This is a genomic window from Dysgonomonas sp. BGC7 (assembly GCF_001261735.1).
Taxonomy (GTDB): Bacteria; Bacteroidota; Bacteroidia; order Bacteroidales; family Dysgonomonadaceae; genus Dysgonomonas.
The window spans coordinates 36,773-56,205 of record NZ_CVRP01000019.1; the positions used below are offsets into that span (position 1 = coordinate 36,773).

Annotated in this window: 18 protein-coding genes; 11 read left to right on the forward strand and 7 right to left on the reverse strand. The window is 36.3% G+C overall.

Annotated elements, in window-relative coordinates; translation table 11 throughout:
* Window positions 1-26: 26 nt before the first annotated feature.
* From ald to BGC7_RS15070, 3 genes are all read right to left on the reverse strand, one after another.
* A complete protein-coding gene (ald, locus tag BGC7_RS15060; protein ID WP_050702431.1) occupies window positions 27-1,133 on the reverse strand; it encodes an alanine dehydrogenase in 1,107 nt (368 codons plus the stop codon).
* Window positions 1,134-1,163: 30 nt separating this feature from the next.
* Complete coding sequence (locus BGC7_RS15065) at window positions 1,164-1,478, reverse strand: DUF3467 domain-containing protein (RefSeq protein ID WP_050702565.1); 315 nt, start codon at window positions 1,476-1,478, stop codon at window positions 1,164-1,166.
* A gap of 145 nt (window positions 1,479-1,623) precedes the next feature.
* The gene (locus BGC7_RS15070; RefSeq protein ID WP_185112988.1) at window positions 1,624-2,049 is read right to left on the reverse strand and encodes a YbaN family protein; all 426 of its coding nucleotides are present in this window, start codon (window positions 2,047-2,049) and stop codon (window positions 1,624-1,626) included.
* A 409-nt stretch (window positions 2,050-2,458) separates the two neighbouring features.
* Here BGC7_RS15070 and BGC7_RS15075 point away from each other — a divergent pair, with 409 nt between their 5' ends.
* Complete coding sequence (locus BGC7_RS15075; RefSeq protein ID WP_050702432.1) at window positions 2,459-2,965, forward strand: peroxiredoxin family protein; 507 nt, start codon at window positions 2,459-2,461, stop codon at window positions 2,963-2,965.
* 122 nt (window positions 2,966-3,087) lie between these two features.
* Window positions 3,088-3,708 (forward strand): EcsC family protein, encoded by a 621-nt coding sequence (locus tag BGC7_RS15080; RefSeq protein WP_050702433.1) that lies wholly within the window; start codon window positions 3,088-3,090, stop codon window positions 3,706-3,708.
* Between the two features lie 45 nt (window positions 3,709-3,753).
* On the opposite strand, the gene BGC7_RS15085 is transcribed toward BGC7_RS15080, so the two are convergent.
* Window positions 3,754-4,329 (reverse strand): superoxide dismutase, encoded by a 576-nt coding sequence (locus tag BGC7_RS15085; RefSeq protein WP_185112992.1) that lies wholly within the window; start codon window positions 4,327-4,329, stop codon window positions 3,754-3,756.
* Between the two features lie 337 nt (window positions 4,330-4,666).
* Here BGC7_RS15085 and BGC7_RS15090 point away from each other — a divergent pair, with 337 nt between their 5' ends.
* A complete protein-coding gene (locus BGC7_RS15090) occupies window positions 4,667-5,545 on the forward strand; it encodes a LuxR C-terminal-related transcriptional regulator (protein WP_050702434.1) in 879 nt (292 codons plus the stop codon).
* Window positions 5,545-6,036, forward strand: coding sequence for a hypothetical protein (locus BGC7_RS15095; RefSeq protein WP_050702435.1), 492 nt, complete (start codon window positions 5,545-5,547; stop codon window positions 6,034-6,036). Before BGC7_RS15090 ends, BGC7_RS15095 begins: the two co-directional genes overlap by 1 nt.
* On the opposite strand, the gene BGC7_RS15100 is transcribed toward BGC7_RS15095, so the two are convergent.
* Window positions 6,033-6,881, reverse strand: coding sequence for a metallophosphoesterase (locus BGC7_RS15100; RefSeq protein WP_050702436.1), 849 nt, complete (start codon window positions 6,879-6,881; stop codon window positions 6,033-6,035). The two genes, BGC7_RS15095 and BGC7_RS15100, sit on opposite strands and share 4 nt — an antisense overlap.
* Window positions 6,878-7,498 (reverse strand): inorganic pyrophosphatase, encoded by a 621-nt coding sequence (locus BGC7_RS15105; RefSeq protein ID WP_050702437.1) that lies wholly within the window; start codon window positions 7,496-7,498, stop codon window positions 6,878-6,880. The genes BGC7_RS15100 and BGC7_RS15105 overlap by 4 nt, the downstream gene beginning before the upstream one ends.
* Before the next feature lie 524 nt (window positions 7,499-8,022).
* Between BGC7_RS15105 and BGC7_RS15110 the strand changes: the two genes are divergently transcribed.
* From BGC7_RS15110 to BGC7_RS15140, 7 genes are all read left to right on the forward strand, one after another.
* Window positions 8,023-8,445, forward strand: a complete 423-nt coding sequence (locus BGC7_RS15110) for a deoxycytidylate deaminase (RefSeq protein WP_050702568.1) — start codon at window positions 8,023-8,025, stop codon at window positions 8,443-8,445.
* Window positions 8,435-10,162 (forward strand): S41 family peptidase, encoded by a 1,728-nt coding sequence (locus BGC7_RS15115; RefSeq protein ID WP_050702438.1) that lies wholly within the window; start codon window positions 8,435-8,437, stop codon window positions 10,160-10,162. Before BGC7_RS15110 ends, BGC7_RS15115 begins: the two co-directional genes overlap by 11 nt.
* 59 nt (window positions 10,163-10,221) lie before the next feature.
* Complete coding sequence (locus tag BGC7_RS15120; RefSeq protein ID WP_050702439.1) at window positions 10,222-10,779, forward strand: 5-formyltetrahydrofolate cyclo-ligase; 558 nt, start codon at window positions 10,222-10,224, stop codon at window positions 10,777-10,779.
* Between the two features lie 119 nt (window positions 10,780-10,898).
* Window positions 10,899-12,038, forward strand: a complete 1,140-nt coding sequence (locus tag BGC7_RS15125; protein ID WP_050702440.1) for a hypothetical protein — start codon at window positions 10,899-10,901, stop codon at window positions 12,036-12,038.
* 179 nt (window positions 12,039-12,217) lie between these two features.
* Complete coding sequence (locus BGC7_RS15130) at window positions 12,218-14,071, forward strand: DNA topoisomerase IV subunit B (RefSeq protein ID WP_050702441.1); 1,854 nt, start codon at window positions 12,218-12,220, stop codon at window positions 14,069-14,071.
* A 33-nt stretch (window positions 14,072-14,104) separates the two neighbouring features.
* Window positions 14,105-14,965: a formyltetrahydrofolate deformylase gene (gene purU, locus BGC7_RS15135; protein WP_050702442.1), complete on the forward strand. Its 861-nt coding sequence runs from the start codon at window positions 14,105-14,107 to the stop codon at window positions 14,963-14,965.
* A gap of 131 nt (window positions 14,966-15,096) precedes the next feature.
* Window positions 15,097-16,659: a peptide MFS transporter gene (locus BGC7_RS15140; RefSeq protein ID WP_050702443.1), complete on the forward strand. Its 1,563-nt coding sequence runs from the start codon at window positions 15,097-15,099 to the stop codon at window positions 16,657-16,659.
* Between the two features lie 129 nt (window positions 16,660-16,788).
* Here the strand turns inward: BGC7_RS15140 and BGC7_RS15145 are convergent, their stop codons facing one another.
* Window positions 16,789-18,744, reverse strand: a complete 1,956-nt coding sequence (locus BGC7_RS15145; RefSeq protein ID WP_050702444.1) for a hypothetical protein — start codon at window positions 18,742-18,744, stop codon at window positions 16,789-16,791.
* Between the last annotated feature and the right edge of the window lie 689 nt (window positions 18,745-19,433).

The window sequence follows — 19,433 nt, forward strand, 5'->3', positions numbered from 1 at the left end:
CTACAATTTGATTATCATGTATACTATCAGATACTATACTCTTTGAATTCAAGTCCAAAAGTATTAGCTACGGCTTTATAGACAATATCACCTTTTACGATATTCAATCCCTTTCGCAATTCTTTATTATCTGCACATGCCTTTGCCCAGCCCGAATTTGCCAATTGGAGAGCATACGGAAGTGTCGCATTAGTAAGAGCCAATGTAGAAGTCATAGGTACAGCTCCCGGTATATTGGCTACGCAATAATGAACAACATCGTCTACAACATATACAGGATCTAGATGTGTAGTAGGTTTTGATGTTTCGAAGCATCCTCCCTGATCAATAGCCACATCAACCAATACTGTTCCAGCTTGCATCAATTTCAACATATCCCGAGTGATTACCTGAGGAGCTTTATCTCCCGCAATCAAAACAGCTCCTATTATCAGGTCAGCATCTTTACATAGTTCCGCTACAGTATGAGTGTCCGAATATCGGGTAGTAACATTTGCCGGCATAACATCGCTCAGATAGCGCAAACGAGGCAAACTTTTGTCCAAGACGGTAACACGTGCTCCCATTCCTGCTGCAATCCATGCAGACTGAGCTCCTACTACTCCGCCCCCTATTATGACCACATGTGCGGGTTTTACTCCGGGAACACCACCTAGCAGAACACCTTTTCCTAAATGGGGCTTTTCAAGAAAACGAGCACCTTCCTGAATTGCCATACGTCCGGCGACTTCACTCATAGGCACAAGTAGAGGTAAGGATCTATCTGACAGCTCCACTGTCTCGTAAGCTATACAGACAGCCTTACTTTTTATCATCGCTTTTGTTAGTTCTAGGCTAGAGGCAAAATGAAAATAGGTAAATAGGATCTGATCTTTTCTTACCAAATCATATTCCTGTAGTATAGGCTCTTTTACTTTCACAATCATGTCTGCTATTGCGTATACTTCCTCTATAGACGAAAGTATTCTTGCTCCTGCAGAAACATAGTCTGCATCAGCAAATCCACTTCCTACGCCTGCACTTTCCTGAACAAACACTTCATGTCCGTTTGCAATCAATTCATGTACACCACCAGGTGTAACAGCTACACGATTTTCGAAGGCCTTTACTTCTTTTGGAATTCCGATTTTCATAGGGTCTCTATTTAATAGTTAATAAATAACTTAAGCTTCGCCTATAGGTCCATTTATTGGAGGTAGAAAACCTGCCGACTGATCGGCAGAGATAGATCCGTTTTGAGATTCGAATCTGTTTATATTTTCATTTAGAGCGTACAATAATCTCTTTGCATGCTCAGGAGTAAGTATTATACGTGATTTAACTTTAGCCTTGGGTAGTCCGGGTAAAATACGAACAAAATCAATAACAAATTCGGATGATGAATGGGCTATAATAGCTAAATTGGAATAAGTTCCCTGCGCTACGTCTTCCGGTAATTCTATCTGAATCTGATTTTCTTGTTCATTTCTATTTTCCATAAATAATTTTGATTTTGGTTTTACTGTTATTTCCTTTTCCAATTTCTAATACTAAGACTACATTTACACAAAGGAAGATAATTATCGTAAGACTTCAAAGTATTACATATATATTTTATAACACAATTATACAATTTTTCAGAACCTAAGACACATTTACCTTTTCTTCCTGCTCCCCTATATTATCTATACTTAAAGCAACTACCGCAGCCCGTTTTTTTCTTTTTCTCAGCACTATGATTTGAGATATAGTACCTATTACCCCCAGTCCAATCATTACAAAACGCATTGTACCATAATCAAAAACATAAAAGGCTGTAAAACAAATCATACACCACATAAAAGATATGGAAAAGATCAGACCCTTGACACTAAAACCGTCATTAACCCGCCTGATATATTTTCCGGTAATTTTATTGTCTAATAGCTTTTGATGCAGAAAGGGAGATCCTTTTGCAAATAAGACTCCTGTAAGCAAAATAAACGGAGTTGTAGGTAAGCCCGGAGTAACTATACCGAGTAGTCCCAGACCTAATGAAATTAAACCTAATATTATATATAAATATCTCATTATTGTGTGTGCGTGCCTTGAAACCAATAGCATTAATAACAAAGGAAAGAAAAAAAACAGACATAAAATAGTAATAGTCCCATTTTAATATAAATAAAGTGGTAAATAGCGCCAACTAACAAAATAAAGCAAAAACAGGCAGTCATCACAAGGTTACTATGAGAATAAAAGCTAGACACACAAATAAGAATCAACCACCTAATAATAAACAAATTACACAAATAAAGAATAAAAAAAGCGACATCAAAAGAATAGTTTTAACAAAAATGTATTATCTTTGTGCCCGAAATGCAAAATATTGAACACCTAAGCGTAGGATTCAAGTTTTGTTCCCAAAAGTTGGGAGGGTCTTTTTCTTTTCTGTGAGGAAGCGAGAATAAGACTTTAGTGGTAACCTAATGATTATTTTATGAAGTATTTGAAGTACGCCTTGATTATGGGGGTAGCTCTTATAAGCTTATCGTCCAATACATCAAGAACTTCTAGGCTTTCGGAAGGTATTTATCCGGGAAACCTGTTACCTGATATTAAAAATTTAGAAAACGTATCAGGAACAAAAATGAATTTATCAGATCTGAGAGGTCAAAAAGTATTGATAAATTTCTGGGCTGCTTATGATGCCTATTCACACAAAGAAAATGTGTTATTCTCTCATATCATAGAGAACAAGCAGTATCCTTTACAAATGGTATCAGTATCTTTTGACAAGAGTGAATCGGTATATGAAAGAACCTTGGCCATGGATAAAATTGATAAAGAGTATCAGTTTTTGGCAAAAGACAATATTTCGTCCGACCTATTCAACCTTTACCAATTGGATAGAGGGTTTAAAAACTATTTACTCGATGAAAATGGAGTAATTATAGCAATGAACCTTAGCCCTAAGGACTTGGATTTACTAATGAAAAAGAATTAACTATTTTACTTTTATTAAAGCGTTTCATTTCTTGTAAATGAGGCGCTTTATTCTTTTTTAGGAGTTATGGCATAGTTATTGTTTTTGATTAGTCAGTATATTTGTAGTTAATGCTTTTTATTATGTCAAGAAACAAACAGAACATACAAGACAATAAGAGTTTAATTTCTAAAACATTGAATTGGGCTTACTCGAAGGCCATAGTAGGATTTACAGGCATAGATTCAGCATACGATCTTGGTAATAGCTACCTCAGTCAGGAAGGTACACTAGAGCAGCAAGTAGATTCGTTAATAAAGTGGCAGGTGGCAAAGGCAGCGACCAGTGGTTTTGTTACAGGTCTGGGCGGTGTTATGATTATGCCTCTCACTGTACCTGCCAATATAGCAAGTGTGATATATGTTCAAATACGCATGATTACTGCAATAGCTTACATGGGAGGACATGACATACACGACGACAGAGTAAAATCTTTGGTCTACATATCCATGGCAGGCAACGGAGCCAAAGAATTACTTAAAGACATGAGTGTAAAAGCAGGAGAAAAACTCATGACAAAAACAATAGAAAAAGTAAGTGCAAAACTTGCTGCAAAAATAGGAGAAAAGGGTGTTGCTAATCTGGGCAAAGCTGTCCCATTAGTAGGAGGTGTGGTAGGAGGCTCTTTTGATGCTGTAACAACACGTACTGTAGGCAAGGTAGCAAAAAGTATATTTATTACCTCTGACAAAAAAAGCAGATAATCCGTAATAGATTATCTGCTTTCATACTTTATGACTAATTATTTCTTAGTAGCGTGCAGCAACTGCATCCCAGTCTATTATTTTCCACAATTCAGCCAAGTGATCAGCACGACGATTTTGGTAATCAAGATAATAAGCATGTTCCCAAACATCAAATCCAAGAAGAGGAGTTAAGTCTTTAGTAATAGGATTACCGGCATTTGGTTCTTTTACTATTTCAAGTTTTCCGCTTTTATCTTTAGCCAACCATACCCAGCCAGATCCAAATACAGCAGTGCCTGCTGCCACAAACTCTTTCTTAAAATTATCGAATGAGCCCCATTGTGCATTGATAGCATCAGCTAATTTTCCTTTAGGTTCTCCACCACCATTAGGGCTGAAAGAAAGAAAATATATATTATGATTCAGAGTCTGACCTGCATTATTAAAGATTGCTCCATCGCTTTCTTTTACGATAGTTTCCAAATCTGCATTCTCAAATTTAGTTCCCTGAATCAGATTATTCAAATTAGTAATATAGGTTTGCAAATGTTTTCCATAATGCAATTCTATTGTTTGTTGTCCTATAACCGGTTCTAACGCGTTAGTTGCATATGGCAACTTTGGTAATTCAAATTTCATAGCTTTTGTTTTTTGTTGATTGTTATTATTATTTATATTTTGTGCCTCTACCACATTGAAAACGAATGCCGTCAGAAGCATTATATATGTCAAAGAAAGTTTCTTCATGATTCTATTATTTTTATCAGTTGTTACAAATTTAACAATATTAATTTGATTATTGTTTACAAAGTACTTCATAATTTACATAAATTAATCTTAAGACATTATTGTCAAAATCTATAACCATTGCACATCAAATAAATACAACTTATTTCTTTTTATTACTTGATTAAGAAAACACTAAAGCTATTCTAATTTTATTATTACTTTTGTTGTAAATTTAGAAACAGAGCCAATGTTATTTTTAGATGCATCTTCAATCCTATCTGAAGTAATAGAAGAAAACCACCAATTGATACCGGTTGTAAACCGTTTTGGAGTAAAACTCGGACTGGGAGATAAAACAATTGGCGACATTTGTCACTCTGCAAATATAAATACAGACTTTTTTCTGGCTATATTAAACACTTTTCTGAACGAGGACTACTTTCCCGAGCGAAAGCTACAAAAGTTCGATCTTGAATTGGTTCTCAAATACATTAAACAAACAGACGTTTATTTGATTCATGGGCAGTTGCACAACCTGGAAAAGCATATGAATGCTTTCTTATCTATGAGCGACCCCAACAACGCTCAATTGAAGTTAATAGGTAAACTATTTTCCGACTTTAAGAAAGAACTGCTCGGTCTTATTGAACAGGGAATGGTAAAAGGAGACACTCCTTTGGCACTCTTAACAGACCTGAAAAGCATTATCATAAAGCATATATCAGGAAATTTCAATGAGAACATGTGCTATGCTGTAATCTTTACCTTAGACAGCTTTCAGAAAGACCTGGAAAAGCACAACCGTATAAGAGAAAAGATATTGAAACCAATGCTTGACGAGCTCGACGAATCCAGCATCGAAGATCTGCAAGAGCTGATTGCCGCCAGCCATTCGGTAAAGGAAAACAAAGGTCATTCTCTCTCGCAACGCGAACTGGATGTTCTTCGCTTAATAGCTTTAGGCATGTTGAACAAGGAAGTAGCAGACAAACTCAATATAAGCTTAAACACTGTTTTATCTCACAGGAAGAACATAACTGCAAAACTGGGGATAAAGACTGTATCGGGACTCATTTTTTATTGTATAACACACGGCCACATATCAGCTGACGAAATAGAACTATAATGGAAAAAATAAACAGATACATCTCTTTCGAAATACTCTTTGCTATATTATTCATCATTGCTTTTTTTCTACCTTGGCTCGATTGGGGTATGATAAAAATTGTGGGATGGGACATCCCCGATATACAAAAGAAGATAACGAAAGTCTCTAACTTTTTTTCGCGCAACAAAGAGTCTGTATATACCACCTATATTGTATATCTGATACCGATATTAAGCTTGATTGTATTTTCCACATGGTTAGCTCTGAAAAAGAAAACAGCCCGTGCTCTTTTAATGACAACGGGAATTCTTGCTTTTATCGTTTCTCTTAACTTATTCTACAAACTACCCAAAGCCGGCAGTGGCGTTTACTTACTGTGCGGAACTTCGATATTATCTATCGTATACCTTATTTTTATCTACCGTCGCAACAGAAAGAAAAAAGAAGAAATGTTGACTGAAATCCCTGATAGAATTGAAGAAGAACTAGACAATAAAATAGAATCTTAGTCCCGCTTCAAAGTGATTTCTACAATCTCAGGCCACGCAAAGAAACGAAGAGGGAAGCCTCCCATACCTACGCCTGATGTAACATAGAGACGAGTATTACCTCTTTCTTTCCACCCATAGCGGTATTTCATTCCTGTTTGCATAAACTTGGCATGACCTGTACTTGGCATGATGGGAGCCCACAAACCAAACAAAGTAACCTGCCCGGCATGAGTATGTCCCGAAAGCATCAGGTCTACCTTATCAGTTTCCAAAATCTCAAGATAGTCAGGATTGTGAGACAAAAGAATACAAAAATCCGAAACCTTAACATCATCAATCGTATTTTCGGGCAATTGTACATCTGTCCAAAAATCACCCACTCCACCAATCTTGATACTATCATTACCTTCTTTTATCCAATAAGAACGATTATCTGAAACATTAAAACCACAGTCTACCAATCCTTGCTGTATAATATCAGCATCTTCCCAGTGATCATGATTACCAAGCACGGAATATACCCCATACGTACTCTTTAACTGTTTCAATCCTTCAAAAAAAAGTCTTGTATAAGCTGAATCTTTCAACACATAATCGCCACCCAACACTACAATATCAGGCTCACACTGATTGATGCGTTCAACCATTTCGGCTAGATTCTCCTTATTAAAATATCGGTTGAAGTGGATATCGGATACAAAGACTATTTTTTTGCCATCAAATGACTCAGGTATATCTTTGTGAGAGAATGACATTTTCTTCAACTGCACATTCCGGGCTTCGAAGTAAGCATACCCCAAGCAAAGACATGGCAACAGAAGACACAAAGCCAGAATAATCGACAATCTCTTTTTCCAATTCATTTATCCCTGTATTCGGCATCATAATCTTCTATGGCCCTCTTTATTACTTCATAAGCTGTATCTACACCGTATGTATGGGTAAGGATACAACGTGGCGACTGATCGCCCGGAAGATCTTTATATGTAGTAAAATAATGCTTCAAGCGATCAATAACCATACACGGAACATCATTAATATCTTTATAAGAGCCATATATAGCATCATTTTCAAGAACAGCGATCAATTTATCATCAGCTTTATTATGATCTAGCAATCTGAACCCGCCAATAGGACGAGCTTTTACAATAATATCTCCATGTGTGATATCCTTTTCTGTCAGCACACAAATATCCACAGGATCATTATCCCCTTCAATATCGTTCCTATTCAGTGCCTTATTAGTAACTTCAGCTACGCGGTCGGCACTATAGGTCTGCGGGATAAAACCATAGAGAGCAGGTATTATATTAGAATATTTTTGAGGTCGGTCGATACTTAAATATCCGGTTTCCTTATCCACTTCATACTTTACAGTATCGGTCGGTACAATTTCTATAAAACAAGTAACAACTTCCGGCGCACTATCGCCAACACTGATCCCATGCCATGGATGAGCCTTAAACTTATGATTATTCATTCTTATATTTATGGTTTTTATCTATTACTAATACTAATCAGTCGTTGATTTCGGTGTGCAACAACTGTTTGGCGAGTTTCTGTAAAATATGATTTTAACTAAAACCTGACAAAGTTATACCTTTTTTTCTATTTTCTGCAATCACCCTTTTTCGCTCTTCAGATTCCATTCATTGGTTTTAATATATAAATTAAAGAACTTCTGCCACTCCTTAATTATTCTATTAAGTAAAGTCAATTTTAACTAAAACCTGACAAAGGTGTACAGTTTCACCTATTTTCTACAATCGCCAGACATTCTCTTTCGCCTTCCGACCTCTGCTTTATAGATAAAGTTTTACCACCTCGAGAAAAAACTATTATCCAATAAAAAAACAGAGTTCCAAGAGCTAATTATCTAAAAAAATAATGTCTTTATATATTGAGAAACAAGCGTATTTATCATTTACTTTTAATTATCTTTGCAATGCCAATTTTAATATAAAAAAAGTGAAAGAAAAACAACGACTGCTAGATGAACGTTATATGCGTATGGCTACCATTTGGGCTGAAAACTCATATTGTAAACGACGTAAAGTAGGAGCACTTATAGTTAAGGATAAAATGATTATATCTGATGGCTACAACGGCACACCATCGGGATTCGAGAATATATGCGAAGACGAAAATAATGAAACCAAGCCTTATGTTCTACACGCAGAGGCCAATGCCATTACAAAAGTAGCCTGTTCGCACAACAGCAGCAAAGATGCCACAATGTATGTAACAACATCACCTTGTATAGAGTGTGCAAAACTAATTATACAAGCAGGGATAAGAAGAGTTGTGTACAGTGAGAAATACAGGCGTTCGGATGGAGCTGCCCTGTTAGAGAGAGCCGGAATAGAGGTCGTATATATAGATTCAATTACAAATTTGGAAGAAACAAAAGAGATAAATGGAAAGTGACAATAATTTTTTCTTAAAACAAGAGGGAGAAAACAAACCCTTTGAGACAAACATCCCTAACAAAAAGAAAGAAAAAAGCAGTAAAATACTCATCTGGTTACCATTATGTATCGCAGTGAGTATAGCTGTAGGCATATTTATAGGAAATGCCTTTTCTGTATTCAATCCTGTGCGTGGCTGGCTCAACAATTCGGCTACTGGGAGCAAGAAGTTGGAGACTATTTTCGATTACATAAACAAGGCTTATGTAGACACTGTAAACGTCAACGATATGGTAGAGAATGCCATACCGACAATCATTGCAGGACTAGACCCCCACTCTACTTACATCTCGGCAGAAAACATGGCTCTTACAGGAGACGAACTGGATGGACACTTTAGTGGTATCGGAGTAGAATTCATGCTTAGCAACGACACAGTTGCTATTGTCAATGTGATACCCGGAGGCCCGTCTGAAGCCGTAGGCATAATACCGGGCGACCGCTTGGTATATGTAAACGACAGCCTCTTTGTAGGAAAAGGATTGAGCGAAGAAAAAGTATTCCGAAATCTTAGAGGCAAAAAAGATTCGAAAGTAAAGCTAACCATAAAGAGAGCTACAAGCAAGGAGCTTATTACATTTGAAGTAACGAGAGCCGATGTGCCGGTAAAAACCGTTCCTGCATCATATATGCTAGACAACAAAGTCGGTTACATAAAAGTTACTAAATTTGGAAGCACTACATACAATGAATTTATTACAGCCATAGCAAAACTAAAAAGCCAAGGCTGCGAATCATTCATTGTAGACCTTCAACAAAACACAGGCGGATATATGGGTGCTGCTATCATGATGACTAACGAATTTCTTTCAAACGGTAACATGATAGTATATACAGAAGGTCGTTCATATCCAAGAGAGAACGTATTTGCCGATGGTTCGGGCACATGCAAAAGCAACCCGCTGGTAGTGCTCATAGATGAAGGCAGTGCTTCGGCCAGTGAAATATTTGCAGGAGCAATGCAAGACAACGACAGAGGACTGATTGTAGGCCGCAGATCTTTTGGTAAAGGCCTAGTGCAGAATAGATTTGTGTTCAAAGATGGCTCTGCCCTCCAGCTAACGATTGCACGCTATCACACACCTTCGGGCAGATGTATTCAAAAAGCATATACCAAAGGCGACAGAGGCGATTACGACATGGATCTTGTTAACAGATACAACCGTGGTGAGTTTGACAATAGGGATAGCATCAAACTCGACAACCTACCTTTATTTGCGACATCATCCGGGCGCCCTGTATATGGAGACGATGGCATACTGGCAGACGTATTCGTTCCTCGCGACACAGCTGGGATAAACTCTTATTACCTAAGAGTAGCTAATAGTGGACTTATGCGTGAATATGCCTTCAACTATACTGAGAAAAACAGAGCTACTATCAAGAAATTCAAAACATGGCAAGAAGCGGCAAAATACTTAGAAAGTCAACCTTTGGTAGACTATCTTGTGGAATATGCTTACACCAAAGGGATACGCCGCCAACCATATTTGATAGAACAGTCTCGTAAGTTATTACACACTCAGTTAACAGCTTTCGTCATACGAAACGTATATGGAGAAGATGGCTTCTACCCCATATTCCAGAAAGACGACCTGATTATAAAAGAAGCAATGAGGCTGATAAAAGCAGATAAAGCCACTACCAATGCGATAAAAGAAGAATCATATAAATAACTATTTATAGAATGTGACGCCAATTTCATAAAAATTGAGCGTCACATGCGTTTTATAGAATGAGTAATATACAAGAGGATAAAAATAGGTTAAGGAAAAAGATATCTTCTATCAAGAATGAGTATAATAAAGAAGAACTTGAAAGACGATCGCAAGAAGTATTAGATGTTCTTGAGCTTACCGGAGTTTTTCAGAGTGCAAAAACCATCTTCATATACAATAGTATGGAAGATGAAGTAAAGACTTCCGATTTTATCAGAAAATGGGAAAAAGAAAAAGATTTCTATACTCCGGTTGTAAAGGGAGATGAGATCATATTCAGGCAATGCAACATTAACACCCAACTCAAAGAATCTTCTTTCGGCATACAAGAACCAATAGGAGAGAATTTTTCTGACTACTCGAAAGTAGATTTAGTTATAGTTCCCGGACTAGCCTTTGACAGAAAGAAAAACCGAATGGGTAGAGGAAAAGGATATTATGACCGTTTCTTACCCAAACTAACAGCACCTAAAATGGGTATCTGTTTTGAGTTCCAATTATTTGACACAATTCCTTCCGACAAGAATGATATAAAGATGGATTATATCGTTTCCGAGAACGAATTCATCTGGTAATGTTAATTAACATTCTACAAAGCAAAAAAGATTTCATAAGCCCTGTATTACAGAAACGAAACAAATAAAAGTTATATATTTGTAGAAAATATTGAAATAAAGCCATTTTAAAAACAGATATGCCTGTAACAGTAAAAGCTATAGACGAAAACGACAAGAGCTTAAAAAAAGCATTCGTCAAATTCCCCATCCAATTATATAAAGATTGTCCGTATTATGTACCATCGCTTGTATTAGATGAATTGGACACTCTGAATACAAAGAAAAATCCGGCTTTCGATTTCTGCGAAATGCAACTATTTTTAGCTTATAAGGATAATAAAATTGTGGGGCGAATAGCAGCTATCATCAACCATAAAGCCAATGAAGTATGGAATGATAAGCATGCTCGTTTCAGTTTTGTTGATTTCATAGACGACAACGAAGTCGTAGATGCATTATTCGATGCTGCTCAAAAATGGGCTAAAAGTAAAGGTATGACAGCCATTGTAGGTCCCATGGGATTCACCGACTTAGACCCTGAAGGAATGTTGATTTACGGCTTCGACCAAGTAAGCACAATGGCTACAAAATATAGCTATCCTTATTATGTAACCCAAGTCGAACGCTTAGGCTTTACCAAAGAAGCAGACTGGAACGAATATCGTATACCTGTACCCGATTCCGTACCGGAAAGACATCAGCGAATAGCTAATATAGTAGCCCAAAGGTTTGGGTTGAAAGTTCTCAAATTCAAAAATCTTGAACAAATCAGACCATATGTCGACAGGTTGTTCAGACTGATGAATGAAGCATATAAACCACTATACGGATTTTCACCCCTTACTCAGAAGCAAATAGACCATTATGTAAAAATGTATGTTCCTCTTCTTCGCTGGGACATCGTTTCTATAATTATAAAAGAAGATACAGACGAGGTAGTTGCCTTTGGTATAGGAATGCCGAGTATGTCTGACGGGTTGATTAAATCGCGGGGGAAGTTATTCCCATTAGGCTGGTATCATTTATTGAAAGATTTAAAGAGTAAGAAAAATCCGGTTATAGACCTTTTACTTATCGGCATATCACCCGAATATCAGGGAAAAGGAGTTAATGCTATCATATTCAACGATTTTATACCATCTGCTTATAAGTGTGGATTTCAATGGGCAGAATCGAATCCTGAATTGGAGATGAATAATAAAGTAGCCTCCCTATGGGAAGGCTTTAATGCAGAAAACCACAAAAAGCGCAGAGCTTATATCAAGCATCTGAATTAAACGAGCACATAATATAAAGGTAAGCAGAGCTAAATAATAGTTCTGCTTATTTTTTAGGCTAATCATGCAGCTTACCTCCCTAGATGCCCCCTTTACTTAACATTTAAAAACTTACTATTTACAAAGATTTTTTGTATTTTTACACTGCATTTTTCAAAACGTGTGACTTTTTTTAATTTATGGAAGAAGAAGAAATCAAACTACCGGAAATAAACTATTCTGATGATGATATAAAAACCCTCGATTGGCAAGAACACATTCGTCGTCGTCCGGGTATGTATATTGGTAAGTTGGGCGATGGCTCATCTGCCGATGATGGTATCTATGTACTACTGAAAGAAGTGCTGGATAACTCTATCGACGAATATATGATGGGATTTGGAAAAACAATAGAAGTCACTATAGCTGATGGATCTGTAAAAGTTCGAGATCATGGCCGTGGAGTTCCATTAGGTAAAGTAAAAGATGTTTCATCAAAGATGAATACCGGAGCAAAATATGATTCCAAAGCTTTCAAGAAGTCGGTTGGACTAAACGGAGTTGGTATTAAAGCAGTAAATGCACTGTCATCTGTATTCTATATACAAAGCTTTCGTGAAGGGAAAACAACTTCGGTAGAATATAGCAAAGCAATAGTAACAAAGGAAGAAGCGGTACATCCTTCGACCGAAGAAAATGGAACACTGATCGAATTTGTTCCTGACGAAACGATTTTCACCAATTATAATTTCAGAGATGCATACGTAGAAAGCCTGCTAAAAAACTATGTTTTTCTAAATACAGGACTCACTATAATATATAACGGAAAGAAATTCTTTTCCAAAAACGGACTTGTAGATCTTCTAAATGAGAATATGACTTCCGACCCTCTTTATCCTATTATTCATATAAAAGAATCGGATATCGAGGTGGTTATTACACACACCGACCAGTATGGAGAAGAATACTATTCGTTTGTAAACGGGCAACATACCACGCAAGGAGGAACGCACCAATCGGCATTCAGAGAATCTCTGTCTCGGGTAATCAAGGAGTTTTACAACAAAAACTTCGATTATGCCGATATCAGAAGTGGAATTGTAGCCGCTGTAAGTATTAAGGTAGAAGAACCTGTTTTCGAATCTCAGACGAAGACCAAACTCGGTTCGAAAGACATGGGACCTGATGGACCATCGGTACAAAAATTCATTGGTGATTTCCTAAAAAAAGAATTGGACAACTATTTGCATAAAAACGCGGATACATCAGAATCTTTACTAAAGAAAATACTGGAATCGGAAAAAGAAAGAAAGGCTATTGCCGGAGTAACCAAATTAGCCCGAGAACGAGCAAAGAAAGCTAATCTTCACAATAAAAAGTTACGAGACTGTCGCATACATTACAGCGACACCAAAGGCGATAATCTGGACGAAACATCTATATTCATTACAGAGGGAGATTCTGCCAGCGGATCTATAACAAAAAGCAGAAACCCCAACCTGCAAGCCGTATTCAGCCTTCGGGGAAAACCTCTGAATAGTTTTGGGCTGACGAAAAAAATCGTTTACGAAAACGAAGAGTTTAATCTGTTACAAGCTGCTCTCAATATAGAAGACGGACTTGACGGCTTACGCTACAATAAAATAATAGTGGCCACCGATGCTGATACCGATGGTATGCATATACGTTTGCTCTTGCTTACGTTCTTCTTGCAATTTTTTCCCGATCTGATTAAGAAAAATCATGTATATATTCTTCAAACTCCTCTATTCAGAGTGCGCAACAAAAAAGAAACAATCTATTGCTACACCGAAGAAGAACGGATAAATGCCATCAGCAAACTAGGAGCAAATCCTGAGATAACCCGATTTAAAGGACTTGGAGAAATATCCCCTGACGAATTCAGGCATTTCATTGGTAAAGACATTCGTCTGGACAGGGTGACTATGAAAAAAGAAGACCTAGTAAATAATATGCTCAATTTCTACATGGGGAAAAATACTCCTGAGAGGCAAGAGTTTATCATAGATAATCTTGTCATTGAAGAAGATTAATTTCCACGACAGTAAGTAATTTCATCAAAAATAATGAATAACGCCCACGCAATTATTTTAATTTCCTCGCCCGATCGTCCCGGGTTAGTAGCCGCAGTTACAGACTTTATTAATGTAAATGGAGGTAATATCATCAATCTGGAACAGCATGTTGATAAACAAGAAGATTCTTTCTTCATGCGAATAGAATGGGATCTGACAAATTTCATCATTCCCAGAGAGAAGATAAGCGACTATTTCCAAACAATGTACGCTAACAAATATAATATGACATTCAGGTTATACTTCAACGACTATACTCCACGTATGGCTGTTTTTGTATCCAAGATGTCTCATTGTCTGTTCGATATACTGGCGCGTTATACTGCCGGCGAATGGAATGTAGAAATACCTTTGATAGTAAGCAACCATGAAGATCTTCGTTGGGTAGCCGATAAGTTTGGAATAGAATATCATGTCCTGAAACTGAATAAGACGAATAAAGAAGAGATAGAAGCCAAACAAATGAGCCTACTTCAAGACAAGAAGATAGATTTCATTGTTCTTGCCAGATATATGCAAATCTTATCCGATAATTTTATAGAGTCCTACCCTAACAAAATAATCAACATTCATCATTCATTTCTGCCTGCCTTTGTGGGAGCAAAACCATATCATGCAGCCTACGAAAGAGGCGTGAAAATAATTGGTGCAACAAGCCATTATGTAACAGCCGAGCTTGATGCAGGACCTATCATAGAACAAGATATTACACGTATTTCGCATCGCGACAGTGTAGAAAACCTTGTTCGTAAAGGACAAGACTTGGAAAAGATAGTATTATCTCATGCTATAGAATATCATCTGATGAGAAGAGTATTGGTGTATAAGAATAAAACTATCTTATTTTCATAACAAACACGATTTCAATGATTATATGTTCTTTAATATATCAAAAAAGAATGAATATCAATCATGTTTTCTTACATTTGTACAGCTTACAACTAAAACAATTTAACTTATAATATTAATTAAACTTTAACCTTATGTTTAAAAACCATCCTAAAGGCTTGCTCGCCGCTTCATTATCGAATATGGGAGAACGTTTCGGCTTCTATATTATGATGGCGATTCTTACCCTGTTTATTTCATCTAAATTTGGACTAGATGAAGGCAAAGCAGGTTATGTTTATTCTGCGTTTTATGCTTCTATCTATTTACTAGCTTTAGTAGGTGGTTTAATTGCAGATAAAACTAAAAACTACAAGCGTACTATTATGATAGGTATTATTTTAATGGCTATAGGATATTTGATTATAGCTATTCCGACTCCAACTCCTGTCCCTAGTATGGCTCTATACCTTACTTTAACCTGCTTTGGTCTTTTAGTGATCGCATTAGGTAACGGTTTATTTAAAGGAAATCTACAGGCTCTAGTTGGTCAAATGTATGATAATCCGAAATACTCGGACAAGCGAGATACAGGCTTCCAACTTTTCTATATGTTCATTAATATCGGAGGTTTCTTTGCCCCATTTATTGCCATTGGAGTACGTAACTGGTGGTTAAAGCTACATAACTTCGACTATAATGCTTCTCTACCTGAATTATGCCATCAATATATAGAGAAAGGAAATAATTTACCCGCAGAATCTATTGAGAAATTAACTCAGTACGCTAATGGAGCAATAATTGATAAAACACCTGTAACCGATCTGTTAGCATTTTCAAATGACTATCTAAATATATTTAACACTGGTTTTCAGTATGCTTTTGCCGCTGCAATATTTGCAATGCTAATCTCTCTTGTTATATATAATATAAATAAGAAATCATTTCCTGATCCGGCAAATAAAACAATATTGAATAAAGATGGTGAAAATAAAATATCAAAAGAAGAGATCCAAATGAGCGCTCAAGAAATAAAACAACGCATTTATGCTTTATTCGCTGTATTTGGTGTTGTTATTTTCTTTTGGCTTTCTTTCCATCAGAATGGATATTCCTTAACTTATTTTGCACGTGACTATGTAAATCTGGAAGTAATAAATATAGACTTAGGCTTTACCAGCATCAAGGGAGCAGAAATATTTCAAAGTGTAAATCCATTTTTCGTTGTAGTGCTCACTCCTCTCATTATGTGGATATTCGGAGCAATGAGAAAAAGGAGTAAAGAGCCATCAACACCAATGAAAATAGCTATAGGTATGGGAATAGCATCTCTTGCTTATGTTTTCTTGACAATTGTTTCATTCGCTTTACCAGCTAAAGATCTATTAGCAACAATGAGCGCTGCTGATATAGAAGCAATACGGGTTACACCATGGATAATGGTGGGAATGTATTTTATACTCACGGTTGCTGAATTATTCATTTCACCACTTGGACTATCATTCGTGTCTAAAGTAGCACCTCCTCATTTGCAAGGATTGATGCAAGGATGCTGGCTAGCAGCAACAGCTATAGGTAACTCAATACTATTCATAGGAGGAATATTATATATGAATGTCCCAATATGGGCTTGCTGGTTAGTTTTCGTTATTGCAACAGGCTTATCAATGATAGTAATGCTATCTATGGTGAAGTGGCTTGAGAGAGTTGCAAAATAATAAGAATCAAAAAGCTTCTCAAAAAAAGAGAGAAGAGTTGATCAATTCGTAAAAGCAAATATTTATAATAAGAATCCTCGTTACTTATGTATAGGTAACGAGGATTCTTATTAATTCAATACACTATCTTTATGGCTGTTTAGTCTCATCTTCTCTTTCCTGAGCTTTTTTGAGTCCCCAAGCAATTGCATTAGCAGTTAATACCGAATTGTATACATTGTAGGTAGTTCCTCTACCATAAGCAGCTCTTGGTATCGGCTTATTATTGTTCGACTCATCCACACGGAAAGGATATGCATATCTGTATATAAAATCCGAATAACCGGAGTTGAATCCGCCATCACCACAATACAGATAATTAAGGCTGGTATGCCTGAACATAGTAAGCTTATCCGTATTTGCAGTAGCTGTTTGAGTCATATCGTCTCCTGTACTGTATGAAATAATAGATCCCGCAGGAATGTTACTAAATGCTCTTGTAGCTGTAGCATCTTCTCCCCATTGCTTGCCTCTGATGTCACCAAAAGGGCCATTCAATATTTCGTCATTATTATAAGGTAGTGCATATACTGCTCCTCCGGCATTGATGGTTGTGGAAGTAATTGATTTATTTCCAAATATGGTTTGATTGATAAGTTCAGACCCTCCAAATTCAAGAAATGCCAGTAAAACTCCTCCTTTTGCCAGATAGTCTACAAAATGTTGACAAGAAGCATCATCTGGTGTATAATAAACACCAAGTATTACTACTGCAGGCATTGCATCCAACTCCGTTTTCAATTGAGCAGCTGTCGGGGTGTAGTCTCCTATGTTGTCATCATTAACTATTATATTTTCTACTTTTACGATACTATTTTCCAATAGTCCAAAGTTTGCTGCGGTTTTTATTAATTTGGCCGATTGCGAGAGTCCTAATCCATTACTAGGACTTCCTGAAAAGGCGTAACCATAGACACCAGAATAAGTGCCTAATGTTAATATTTTTTTGGGTGTTAATGCTACATCTATAAAAGCTTTACATGTAGCACTATTAGACTCACTGTTAGTCGATATGGTTACTGTTTTTTTTCCGGTACTGGTAGGAGTACCAAAACCCATTAGTTTAATAGGCTGTAAAACCATTGATGCCGACAATATACCTGAAGCCTTATAATATACACCATCTACAACATCAGTCTTGATATCATAAGTAGCTCCATATGAAGCAACAGGTACATCAAGATAGACCTCGATATAATTGGTCGGATCAAGTTCCGTATTTAGCTTAAGAACCCCAAAGGCTTTTGTTGTATTACATCTTAAGGTATAATTAGGCCTGATAGATGAATCTGCAACTGTTATTGAAAATGTACAAGCCGGGTTACTTCCATTTTCGCGCACTCCATTAATAGATACAGTAAACTGGTCAACTTGAGGATCTTTAGGTGTACCCATTCCTGGGATTACCAATGAGAAAGTACCTGTTGATAAGAATTCTCCGGATGTAATGAAAAAATATTCATTATCGTTAGCCGGATCCGTTGCAGTTGCTGTAATAGAATAGGCTCCTGCTTTAGTTACAGTAACATTTATAGTCAAAAAATTACTAGATGATAATGATTCTCCGTTACTATATCCTCCATAAACTTTAATGTCATTACTACAATCGGCGATAGTAAATATTGATTGCCCTTTTCTTGTTTCAAAACAAGTCCATTCTCTACCATTCCATTGATTAAGACCCTTACATAAACCATTCTCGACATCTTCAACCAAGTTGTAGACAATCAGACCGGTATGTTTTTTATCCTCTACTTCTTTTTTGGCAGCATTGTTATAATCATTATTTGCACTTGTTGAAAGAGGGTTGTCAGGATCTAATAAAAACATCGGATAGAGTTGATTTTTGTCGGATAATATTACGCGCGGAAGTCCCAACCCTCGATAGGCATTCCGTGTACTATCGCTTATATTCTCTCTTTCTTTTATTTGTAACAAAGCTCCTTTCTCAGGCTCTTCTCCCAAACCAATAGTTACCTGAGCACCCAAATAACTGGTATAAAAGAAACCGATCAATATCGCAAAGATAAATACATAATTTTTCATTTTTAATCTGCTAGTGTTTATTAAATGTTTGTGATTATTATTTGATTTTGTCTATTGTACAGATCTTTAGTCTGATCTTTAGTCTGATCTTTAATCTGTTTAACAAAAGAACAGACTATTTTGATTCGTCAAAATGAGCAATGTTAGAAACTTCCACGGCTAATATACTTCCATATACACTATGTATCTGCACATTACTAATTTTTTGTTTATCTCATATGTTAGATTGATTTAAACAAATATAAATATTAAAATACTCTTTCATAATTCTTGTTTATGCAACAATTTCTTATCAGATCGCATAATATAAGCTAGTTTATTACTACTATTTGTCATTTTAAATTTAACGTATTATTGGACATTTACACGATAGTTATTTAGCTTGTGTAATTACTTATTAAAGCATTGCAACAACGAGTATAATCACCACAAAATTAGTGCTTATATCCTTCATTTACTATGTAAGAAGTAAACAACCCTTTGTACTACATGAAATGTAACAACCTTATATACAAATAGTTAAATTCTATATTGAACGATAGTTTTGTAATAAAGTAAAATGTATTGGTAAATACTGTATAGTTGACTAAATATGTAAAATACATATTTTTTTTATGTACCAACTTGTATTTAATTAAACAGAACAATACGGCATTTACTGATTGAAATATTTATTATGATAGAATAAC